Genomic DNA, 10344 nt, shown 5'->3' on the forward strand with positions numbered 1-10344 from the left:
TACGGCGGCTATAGCGGTGGGGAAACGCCCGGTCCCATTCCGAACCCGGAAGCTAAGGCCACCAGCGCCGATGGTACTGCACTCGCCAGGGTGTGGGAGAGTAGGACACCGCCGGAACATCCTTTCAGGAAGGCCCCCAGCTGATGCTGGGGGCCTTCCCGCGTTTCAGGACTTCTTGCTTCCGGTTGCGGTCTTGTTCCAGCTGGGGTTAACTAGCCGGGAATTTTTTCATTCGTCGGTGGGTTCACAGCACCTTCACAAGAGACGGGTAGCCACCATCCAGCCCGGATCTGGATGATGGAAGTACGTCGTCGAAGTTGCTGTCGGCGCCACGAGGAAGGGATGCGCATGGTGGTGATGGCCGCCCCCAGTAAGCAGACACCGGTCGAACCCGGTGTCGTGGCCCGGTCTGGCTGGCGTCGGCTGTTCCTACCGGCTACCTATGGCTACGGCGGCCTGCTGATCATGGTGACGGTCGTACTAGCAGTCCTGGGCGACTCGACACAGGCCCGCGTCATCATGCATTTCAGCACCAACCTGCACAACCTGATGCGCGGCCACATCACGACGCTGTTCTCCAGCGCGTTCCTGATCGGTGATACCGACACCTCCCTGATCGTCATCCCACTGCTGATCTGCCTGCTGGCGTTGGCCGAGCTCAAGTTCGGCTCGGGCCGGTCGATTCGAATCTTCCTGGCCGGGCACCTCGGCGCGACCCTGCTGGTCGCCTCGGGCCTGTGGATCGCGGTCTCGGAGCATTGGATGCCGCTGTCCATCACCCATGCCGAGGACGTCGGCATCAGTTACGGTGCGATGGCGCTGATCGGCGCCTTCCTGGTGCTGATGCCCGAGCGGTGGCGGCCTACGTGGGCGATCACCTGGATCGCCGTGGCCGTCGCCGGCGTGGCGATGGGGCATACCTTCACCAACGTGGGGCATCTGATCTCGGTGTCCATCGGCCTGCTGATGGGATGCTGGCTGATCCGCCGGGGCAAGTCCCTGATGCCGAGTCGGCTGATGCGATTCGAGATGGTTCTGCTGGTTACCGCGATTCTCTTGGGCTACACGATTCTCGTCGGCTGAGACGAGAGCTGGATCACCGTTAAGAGGTGCTCATGGTCGGAACGTTGACGGCCGAACGGGCACAGGCCGAGGTGTCCTCGGCCATCGGTGTGCTGCGGCGGAGGCATTGGCTGCCGGTGACTGTCGGGTACATACTCGCGCTGGTCGTCGTGACTGTCCTGTGGGCGCGGGCCCAGCCGCCCGTGCAGGGCCGGATCATCGCCGAGACCAGTACCAACCTCGACAATCTGCTGCACGGCCGGTTGAGCACGCTGCTGTCCAGCGCGTTCGTCGTCGGCGATACGAGTTTGGCGATGACCGCCGTGCCGCTGATGGCCTGCGTCCTGGCCCTGCTGGAGCTGCGTTTCGGCTCGTTGCGTACGGCCTGGACGTTCCTGGCCGGTCACGTCGGCGCGACCCTGCTGGTCGCGGTCGGTCTGTGGGTGGGCATGGCGCGGCATTGGGTTCCCGAGACGACCCGTATCGCCGAGGACGTGGGCGTCAGCTATGGCGGGATGGCACTGGTCGGCTCACTCATCGTGATCGTGCCCAAGCGTCAGCGGATCCCCTGGGCCGCCGTCTGGGCTGCCATGGCGGCCCAGGATGTCTGGACCGACCGGGACTTCACCAGCTGCGGCCACTTTCTGGCCTGTTGTATCGGCCTGTCCATCGGCGTACTGATGATTCGCCGCGGCGTTCGGTCCGAGCATCGGATGAACTGGGCGGATATGCTCGCGCTGCTCGCCGCGGCAGGCCTGGCGATCTCCTTCCTCATGGACTGACGCAGGCACGAGTCGGCGGAGCCTGCGGACCCGCCGGGTTGGGCAGGCACTAGAGTGCTGGGGTGCGCCTCGTGATTGCTCGTTGTCAGGTCGACTACGTGGGTCGGCTCACTGCTCATCTCCCGATGGCTCGACGCCTGTTACTGATGAAGGCGGACGGCTCGGTGCTGGTGCATTCGGACGGCGGCTCGTACAAGCCGCTCAACTGGATGAGCCCGCCGTGTTGGCTGCAGGAGCGCGATGCGGAGTCTTCGAAGCTGTGGGTGGTGAGCAACAAGGCCGGTGAGGAACTGCGCATCACCGTCGAGGAGATCGAGCACGACTCGTCGCACGAACTGGGCGTGGATCCGGGGCTGGTCAAGGACGGCGTCGAGGCGCATCTGCAGGCGCTGCTGGCCGAACATATCGAAACCCTCGGCGCCGGTTACACATTGGTTCGTCGCGAGTACATGACCGCGATCGGGCCGGTCGACATCCTGTGCCGTGACGCCGGCGGCTCGACGGTCGCGGTGGAGATCAAGCGCCGCGGTGAGATCGACGGCGTGGAACAGCTCACCCGGTACCTGGAATTGCTCAATCGGGATCCGTTGCTCGCGCCGGTCGCGGGCGTATTCGCCGCCCAGCAGATCAAGCCACAGGCGCGCACCCTGGCCACCGACCGCGGCATCCGGTGTCTCACACTGGATTACAATGCCCTGCGCGGTACGGAGAGCGACGAATTCCGGCTGTTCTAGGCTTGAATCGTCATGCCCCGCCGCAAGCCGAACCGTAAGCAGGCGCGATTCACCAGAGAGTCGCGCCCGATCGGTGACGTCTTCGGGCGCACCGAATCGGGCCCGGGCGGCGCGGAAGACTATGTGGTGCGGACGGTTCCGGGCTCGCGTGCGGTGAAAACCTATCGCTGCCCCGGATGCGATCACGAAATCCCGCCTGGCACAGCGCATATCGTGGCGTGGGCGGTCGACGGCGGCGAGGACGACCGCCGGCACTGGCATACCGGCTGCTGGCGTGGTCGCCATACCAGGACCATCACCCGCCGCTGGTCGTGAATTGCGCTGTGCGCGTGTACACATAAGGAAGGCCGCTCCTGGATGGGAGCGGCCTTCGGGGATATGGGTTGTCGTCCGGGCGGGACCAGTACTGCTAGCGCGCGAGGTCTGCGCTCTCGCGCTCTTCCTCGATGTACTCGTCCTCATCGGTACGCATCTCGGGGATGGCCTTCTGGCGTCCGGGACCGGACTGCTTGCTGGACAGCGAACGCGGTTCGGGGGCGCCGTCGAGCAGTTCGCTCTCGCGGTTGACCGCGGCGAGCATGGCCGGCACGGAATCGAGCTGGCCGCGAATTCCCAAGAGCTGAGCGAGGACTCGACCGCGCAGCACGCGCATCTCCTCGGCGAGCTCCTTGGCGTGCGCGATCTTGCGATCGGCCTGCTGGGTGGCGTTGCTGACCAGACGGTTGGACTCGTCGGTCGCTTCCTTGATGCGCTGGGCGGCATCGGAGCGGCTGGAGGCCTCGAGCTCTTCCATGGCGCGCGTGAGCTTGGTGCGCCGGTCGGCCATGTTGACCTCGAAGTCCTGCTGCGCGGCCTTACGCTTGGCCTCGGCCTCCTTGGTGAGACGATCGGCCTCGGCCGTGGCGGCCTCGACGATCTTGGCGGATTCGGTGCGCGCATTGGCGAGGGTCTGCTCGAACTCGACCTCGAGCGCTTCGCGCTTTTCCTTGGTCTCGGACAGCAGCGACTCGTACTTGCCGCGCATCTCGGTGGCCTGCTGCTCGGCGATGGAGACCATCTCGGCAGCCTCGGCCTGGGCCTGAGCGCGGACCTCGGAGGCCTCGTCGGAGGCCAGGCGCAGCATGCGCGAGATGCGATCGCTCATGCCCTCCGCGGTGGTGGGTGGGACCGACAGACGATCGACTTCCTTGCGGAGTTCGTCGATTTCGTCGCGCGCATCCTCGAGCTGCGCGGCCAAATTACGGGCCTGGGCAGCGGCGGCGTCGCGGTCGGTTGCGGTGACCCTCAGTTCGGCATCGAATCGATCGAAGTAATTGCGAACTTCATCGCGGTCATACCCCTTCCGGACCACGGTAAAGGGCAACGCAACGAAGCGATTGCGATCGGCGGCTTCAGTGGACGACATGCCCCACAAACTACCGCTTGCACCGGTTCCATGTTGACCCGACCGCGAATGTCGTTACGACAAGTTTTCGCGGTCGGATTGCGGTACTAGTGAGTAGGATTCGCGTTCGGCTCGACCAGCTCTATCAGCACACCTCCAGCATCCTTCGGGTGCACGAAATTGATTCGCGACCCGGCAGTGCCCGGTCGCGGAGCCTCGTACAGCAAGCGTATGCCCCTGGCTCGCAGGTTGGTTGCCACGGCATCGATATCGGTCACGCGATAAGCCAGTTGCTGGAGACCGGGGCCATTGCGATCAATGAACTTGGCGATCGTGGACTCGTCGGTGATCGGCGCCAGCAACTGCAGAGCAGTCGCGCTGTCATCGGCAGCGGGCAGCGACAGCATCGCTTCGTGGACGCCCTGGCCCTCGTTGATCTCGCGGTGGGTTTCGATCATACCGAGGTTTTCGGAGTACCAGGCCACGGCCGCATCGAGGTCGGGAACGGCGATGCCCACGTGGTCCACGGCGATCACATAGTCGGCGGGAATGAATTCGGTCTTTTCGGGTGCGCTCACCTTTCGAACGGTAGCGCGGACCACCGTGGTGCTGTCCAGACGCCCGGGTTACCGTGGAGTACAGACTTCGCAGGGCAGCGGTGCGAGCCGCGGCTGCTGCATGGACTCGAAGATAGCGAGGGCTCAAGGTGACCACGACTTCCGTCATCGTCTCCGGCGCGCGTACCCCGGTCGGTCGGCTGCTCGGCGGGCTGGCCGGGTTCAGCGGTTCCGACCTGGGCGGATTCGCCATCAAGGCGGCTCTGGAGAAGGGCGGCGTCGCCCCCGGACTCGTCGACTACGTGATCATGGGCCAGGTGCTGACGGCAGGCGCGGGGCAGATCCCGGCGCGGCAGGCCGCGGTGGCCGGGGGTATTCCGATGGATGTGCCCGCGCTCACACTGAACAAGGTGTGCCTGTCCGGCATCAACGCGATCGCCCTGGCCGACCAGCTGATCCGGATCGGTGAGTACGAGATCGTGGTCGCCGGCGGGCAGGAGTCGATGACGCAGGCGCCGCACATGCTCGAGAAGAGCCGCGAGGGGTTCAAGTACGGCGATGTGACCCTGCGCGACCATATGGCCTACGACGGCCTGTACGACATCTTCACCGATCAGGCGATGGGCCTGCTCACCGAGCAGCGCAACGACGTCGACCGGATCACCCGCGAGGATCAGGACGCCTTCGCCGCCGCCTCGCATCAGCGGGCCGCCGCCGCGTGGAAGAACGGCCTGTTCGACGACGAGGTCGTGCCGGTGGCGGTGCCGCAGCGCAAGGGTGATCCGATCATGGTGAGTGCCGACGAGGGCATCCGCGGTGACACCACCGTCGAGTCGCTGGGCAAGCTGCGCCCCGCGTTCCGCCCGGACGGCACCATCACCGCAGGGTCCGCCTCGCAGATCTCCGACGGTGCGGCCGCGGTCGTGGTGATGAGCAAGGAGCGGGCCGAAAAGCTGGGGCTGAGCTGGATCGCCGAGATCGGCGCCGCCGGAGTTGTCGCGGGCCCGCGCTCCACGCTGCAGGAGCAGCCCGCCAACGCGATCGCCAAAGCCTGTGCGCGCGAGGGCATCTCGCCTACCGATCTGGACCTGGTGGAGATCAACGAGGCCTTCGCCGCCGTCGGCATCGCCTCCACCCGCACACTCGGCCTGGACCCCGCCAAGGTGAACGTCAACGGCGGCGCCATCGCCCTCGGCCACCCCCTCGGCATGTCGGGCGCCCGCATCCTGCTGCACCTGGCCCTGGAGCTGAAGCGCCGCGGCGGGGGCATCGGCGCGGCGGCCCTGTGCGGCGGCGGCGGTCAGGGCGACGCGCTCATCGTGAAGGTGAAATAAGTTTCACTGTGGTTTGCGGCACACCCACTACGAGCTGTCGTAGTGGGTGTGCACAATGGGGGCGGAAACATCTACGTGCCTATCAACGTGACAACTGATTTCGTGCGGGCCGGGTAACTTGCCGGGGACGGGCTGACCCAGCCACCTTCGCTACCGCCGGCCGCCAACGCTACCGGTTTGGCGCACGAGTCTGGCCTTAGGCACGGAGAGGCGGAACTGAGAGGCGGGACTGTGATCTTTGACGTGAGCACGTTGGCCAAGCGGGTGCGGTTGTTCGGCATCCTCGAGGTTTTCGGGTGGGTGCTGCTGTTCATCGGCATGTACTTCAAGCATGGGGTCACCCCGTCGGTGGGGTGGCCGCTCATGGTGTTCGGCATGGTGCACGGCATCATCTTCCTGGCGTTCGCGTTCAGCCTGCTGATGGCGTGGCGGGAGTTCGAGTGGCCGGGCAAGACCATCGGGCTGGGTCTGCTGTCCACCGTGATTCCGTTCTGCTCGGTCTGGTTCGAGCGGTGGGCGATCCGGAGCGGGCAGCTGGGTGAACTGAGTGCCACCCCTGCGACCGCGCCCGTCGGTTCGTGACAAACTGGAAGTCGTGACTCGACCTGCTGCACGTCGTCCCTCGCCCGCCGCTGCCGCCGCCATGTCCGGCGCGGTGGATCTGTCCAGCCTGAAACAGCCTGCGGCCACGGATGTTCCGAGTGATCACGCGGTCACCGAGACAACATTCGAGGAGCGTGTACTGCGCCGATCGATGCAGATACCGGTGGTCGTGGTGCTGTTTTCACAGCGCAGCCCGGGCAGTGTCGATCTGGTCAAACTCTTCGAGCGGCTGCTCGGTGAGGCGGACGGTAACTGGGATCTGGCGACCGTCGAGGCCGAGCCGAACATGCGCATCGCGCAGGCGTTCGGCGTGCAGGGCATTCCCACGGTGATCGCGGTGGCCGGTGGACAGCCGCTGGCCGACTTCCAGGGCGCGCAGCCCGAGCCGCAGGTGCGGCAGTGGCTCGCGGCGGTCGTCGAGGCCGTGAACGGTCAGCTGCCCGAAGGCGCCGAGGGGGAGGCCCCCGCGGCTCCCGAGCTCGAGGATCCCCGTTTCACCGTCGCCGAGGAGGCGCTCGATCGCGGCGACACCGACGGGGCCATCGCCGCCTACGAGGCGATTCTGGCCGCCGAGCCCGCCAACGAGGACGCCAAGGCCGCCCTGCGCCAGGTGCGCTTCTACGCCCGCACCCAGGGCCTGCCCGCCGACGCGATCGCCCGCGCCGACGCCGCCCCGGCCGATATCGACGCGGCCTTCGCCGCCGCCGATATGGAGCTGTTCAACGGCACCCCCGATGCGGCCTTCTCCCGCCTGATCGACCTGGTCAAGCGCACCGCGGGCGACGACCGCAACCGCGTGCGCACCCGCCTGGTGGAACTTTTCGAGCTGTTCGACACCGCGGATCCGATCGTCACCGCCGCGCGTCGCAAACTGGCTACCGCTCTGTACTGAGCTATCCAGGCATGTCCGGCGTGCCGGACGCTCGGCCGGCTGAGGCAGGCGGTCGAGCGCTGCAGGCGCTGACTACCTGGTCGAATTGCTCGTACTGTTCGCCGCCGCGGATCCGATCGTCACCCGCCGCCCGACGCAAGCCGGCACCGCTCTGTACCCGGGCTACCGGGGTCGGACGCGAGCAGTATCAGTCGTGCCGAGCCGGGCGCTCGGCTCGACTGAGACAGCTGGTCGAGCACCTGTCGGCGGTGGCTATCGGTTGCCGATGAGTCCGAGTGTCCAGGCCGACACCTGTGACAGCTGTACGCGCACCGGCAGGCTCATCTTGATCGGTACACCACCTGTGCCGGACAGCAGCACCTCTCCAGGTGGATGTACCGCACCGCGTCGTCGGGTGTCGCAGCGTCCTTCTGCGGCCGAGCCGTGTGTTCTTTCGCGGGCTCGGTGAACAAGATCTCCGTGACCTTCTCTGCACGCCGGCGGACTTGGAGGTCGCGAATCCTGGCATCGTTGCCGCTTTGGGATTCCGACAGCAGTTCGAAGAACCGCTCGACGGGGATGACTGTCCCCGAGAGCACGCCCGCCGGCAGGAACAGAGTGACGTTCGGGCCGGTCCCGATCGTATTGGCCAGAGTGGCCATGCGCTGAAGGCCCGGGTCCGGCGCCCCGAACCGGTCGGCGGCGCGGGGAAGCTCCGGTAATTCGGCGGCCGGGAGTTCGTCGGTCACAGTGTTTCCTTGTCGTGCTATTCCAGGGCGAGCCAGATGGCGCTGTTGGGGGCCAGGGTGATCAGGGCGGAGTCCTGGCGGCCGTGCCAGGAGGTCGGCGTGGTGTCGACGCCGCCGAGGTTGCCGATGCCGCTGCCGCTGTAGGCGGTCGCGTCGGTGTTCAGGATTTCGCGCCAGTGGCCGGGGGCGGGCAGGCCCAGGCGGTAGTCGCGGTGTTCGGAGCCGGAGAAGTTGTAGACGCAGGCAATCGGGGAGCCATGAGCCTGCGGGGTGGGTGAACTCGAGCCGTAGCGCAGGAAGGCCAGCACGTTGCGGTCGCGGTCGTCGGCCTCGATCCAGGCGTAACCGCCGGGGGAGGTGTCCTGGGTCCACAGGGCCGAATGCGCGCGGTAGGCGGCGTTGAGGTCGGCGACCAGGCGGGCTATGCCGGCGTGCAGGGGATTGTCCAATTCCTGCCAGTCCAGGCCGCGGTCGTGGGACCACTCGCGGAACTGCCCGAAGTCCTGGCCCATGAACAGCAACTGTTTGCCGGGATGTGACCACATGTACGCGAGCAGGGCCCGCACGCCGCAGGCGCGGGCGTAGTCGTCGCCGGGCATACGGGTCCACAGGGTGCCCTTGCCGTGCACGACCTCGTCGTGGCTGATCGGCAGGACGTAGTTCTCGCTCCACGCGTACACCGCGGAGAAGGTCATCTCGTTGTGATGCCAGCTGCGGTGCACCTGATCGCGGCCGAGGAAGCCGAGAGTGTCGTGCATCCAGCCCATGTTCCACTTCATCGTGAAGCCCAGGCCGCCGACGTCGGTGGGGCGGGTGACGCCCGGCCACGCGGTGGACTCCTCGGCGACCGTGACCACGCCCGGATGCCGCTTGTGCACTGTCGCGTTCATCTCCTGGAGGAACTGCGCGGCCTCCAGATTCTCACGGCCGCCGTGGATATTGGGCTCCCAGCCGCCCGCGGGGCGCGAATAGTCCAGGTACAGCATCGAAGCCACCGCGTCCACGCGCAGGCCGTCGATGTGGAACTCCTCGATCCAGAAGAGCGCGTTCGCGACCAGGAAGTTGCGCACCTCGTTGCGGCCGAAGTCGAAAACGTAGGTGCCCCAGTCCAACTGCTCACCCCGGCGCGGATCGGGATGTTCGTACAGCGGGGCGCCGTCGAAGCGGGCCAGGGCCCATTCGTCGCGCGGGAAATGCGCGGGCACCCAGTCCAGCAGGACGCCGATCCCGGCGTTGTGCAGGGTGTCGACGAAGGCGCGGAAATCGTCGGGCGCGCCGAAGCGCGCGGTCGGGGCATAGTAGGAACTGACCTGGTAGCCCCAGGACCCGCCGAAGGGGTGTTCCGCGATGGGCAGCAGTTCGATATGTGTATACCCCTGCGCGCGAACATATTCCGCGAGCTGTTCGCCCGCCTCACGGTAATCGAGGCCGAGGCGCCAAGAGCCCAGGTGCACCTCGTAGATGCTCATCGGTGAGTGGAGCGGATCGGTTTCCTCGCGCGTGCGGACCCAATCCTGGTCCTGCCATTGGTATTTGCTCTCGGTGATCACCGAGGCGGTGGCCGGGGGCTTCTCGCCGGCGAAGGCGAGCGGGTCGGCATGGTCGACCGTGCGGCCGTCCCGGCCGTGCACCCGGTACTTGTACTTCGCGCCTGTTTCCAGCCCGGGGATGAACAGCTCCCACACCCCCGAGGTGCCCAAACATCGCATGGGTGCGCTGTTTCCGCTCCAGCCGTCGAAATCGCCGATCACGGTGACCCCGCGCGCACTGGGCGCCCAGACGGCGAACGAGGCGCCGGACACCTCGCCGTCGAGGGTGGTGTACCGGCGCGGATGCGCGCCGAGCACCTCCCACAGCCGCTCGTGCCTGCCCTCGCCGATCAGATGCAGGTCCAGCTCGCCGAGGGTGGGCAGGAAGCGGTATCCGTCGGCGACCAGGATCGTCTGCCCGCCCGGATAGAACACCACCAGCCGGTAATCCCACAGCTCGTCGAAGGGCACAGTGCCCTCGAAGATTCCGTGCTCGCCGTGCTGCAACGGGTAGTCTTTGTCGCCGATCCGCACCGAGACCGAATCCGCGTGCGGCCGAAGAACTCTGATGACCGTGCCGTCCGGATGCGGATGCGCGCCGAGCACCGAATGGGGATCGGGATGCGTGCCGGCCGCCAGCAACATGAGATCTCGCCGGTTCATGAGCGGCACCGCGCGTTCACTGGAATGTCCTGCGGTAGGCCAATTCCGCGCGGGCGGGGGCGGAAACGGGCGGGAG

At 66.6% G+C, this 10344-nt stretch carries 11 protein-coding genes and 1 rRNA gene; 8 read left to right on the forward strand and 4 right to left on the reverse strand.

Translation table 11 applies throughout. The features are described from left to right. The 5 genes from rrf (at window position 1) to JZ791_RS42140 (ending at window position 2893) form a co-directional block, all read left to right on the forward strand. Window positions 1-117, forward strand: a 5S ribosomal RNA gene (gene rrf, locus JZ791_RS42120). 225 nt (window positions 118-342) lie between these two features. Further along, window positions 343-1083, forward strand: a complete 741-nt coding sequence (locus tag JZ791_RS42125) for a rhomboid-like protein (RefSeq protein WP_254207297.1) — start codon at window positions 343-345, stop codon at window positions 1081-1083. Window positions 1084-1115: 32 nt separating this feature from the next. Continuing rightward, window positions 1116-1844, forward strand: coding sequence for a rhomboid-like protein (locus JZ791_RS42130; RefSeq protein WP_216903255.1), 729 nt, complete (start codon window positions 1116-1118; stop codon window positions 1842-1844). A 62-nt stretch (window positions 1845-1906) separates the two neighbouring features. Beyond that, entirely contained in the window at window positions 1907-2578 is a 672-nt protein-coding gene (nucS, locus tag JZ791_RS42135) for an endonuclease NucS (RefSeq protein WP_216903257.1), read from the forward strand. A gap of 12 nt (window positions 2579-2590) precedes the next feature. Further along, window positions 2591-2893 carry an Rv1322 family protein gene (locus JZ791_RS42140; RefSeq protein ID WP_216903259.1) on the forward strand — a complete coding sequence of 101 codons (303 nt, stop codon included), beginning with the start codon at window positions 2591-2593 and terminating at the stop codon, window positions 2891-2893. 94 nt (window positions 2894-2987) lie between these two features. Here the strand turns inward: JZ791_RS42140 and JZ791_RS42145 are convergent, their stop codons facing one another. Further along, window positions 2988-3983, reverse strand: a complete 996-nt coding sequence (locus tag JZ791_RS42145) for a hypothetical protein (protein WP_216903269.1) — start codon at window positions 3981-3983, stop codon at window positions 2988-2990. 86 nt (window positions 3984-4069) lie between these two features. Next, complete coding sequence (gene mce, locus JZ791_RS42150) at window positions 4070-4540, reverse strand: methylmalonyl-CoA epimerase (RefSeq protein ID WP_308163462.1); 471 nt, start codon at window positions 4538-4540, stop codon at window positions 4070-4072. A 128-nt stretch (window positions 4541-4668) separates the two neighbouring features. Between mce and JZ791_RS42155 the strand changes: the two genes are divergently transcribed. The 3 genes from JZ791_RS42155 (at window position 4669) to JZ791_RS42165 (ending at window position 7348) form a co-directional block, all read left to right on the forward strand. Further along, window positions 4669-5853 (forward strand): acetyl-CoA C-acetyltransferase, encoded by a 1185-nt coding sequence (locus JZ791_RS42155; protein WP_216903261.1) that lies wholly within the window; start codon window positions 4669-4671, stop codon window positions 5851-5853. Window positions 5854-6084: 231 nt separating this feature from the next. Continuing rightward, on the forward strand, window positions 6085-6435 hold the full coding sequence (locus tag JZ791_RS42160) for a DUF3817 domain-containing protein (RefSeq protein WP_216903263.1): 351 nt from the start codon (window positions 6085-6087) through the stop codon (window positions 6433-6435). 61 nt (window positions 6436-6496) lie between these two features. Then, the gene (locus JZ791_RS42165; RefSeq protein ID WP_216903273.1) at window positions 6497-7348 is read left to right on the forward strand and encodes a tetratricopeptide repeat protein; all 852 of its coding nucleotides are present in this window, start codon (window positions 6497-6499) and stop codon (window positions 7346-7348) included. A 320-nt stretch (window positions 7349-7668) separates the two neighbouring features. Here the strand turns inward: JZ791_RS42165 and JZ791_RS42170 are convergent, their stop codons facing one another. Both JZ791_RS42170 and glgB read right to left on the reverse strand, forming a co-directional pair. Next, entirely contained in the window at window positions 7669-8076 is a 408-nt protein-coding gene (locus tag JZ791_RS42170) for a GvpU-like protein (protein WP_216903265.1), read from the reverse strand. 17 nt (window positions 8077-8093) lie between these two features. Continuing rightward, on the reverse strand, window positions 8094-10268 hold the full coding sequence (glgB, locus tag JZ791_RS42175; RefSeq protein ID WP_216903274.1) for a 1,4-alpha-glucan branching protein GlgB: 2175 nt from the start codon (window positions 10266-10268) through the stop codon (window positions 8094-8096). Between the last annotated feature and the right edge of the window lie 76 nt (window positions 10269-10344).

The organism is Nocardia alni (assembly GCF_019038435.1).
Taxonomy (GTDB): domain Bacteria; phylum Actinomycetota; class Actinomycetes; order Mycobacteriales; family Mycobacteriaceae; genus Nocardia; species Nocardia alni.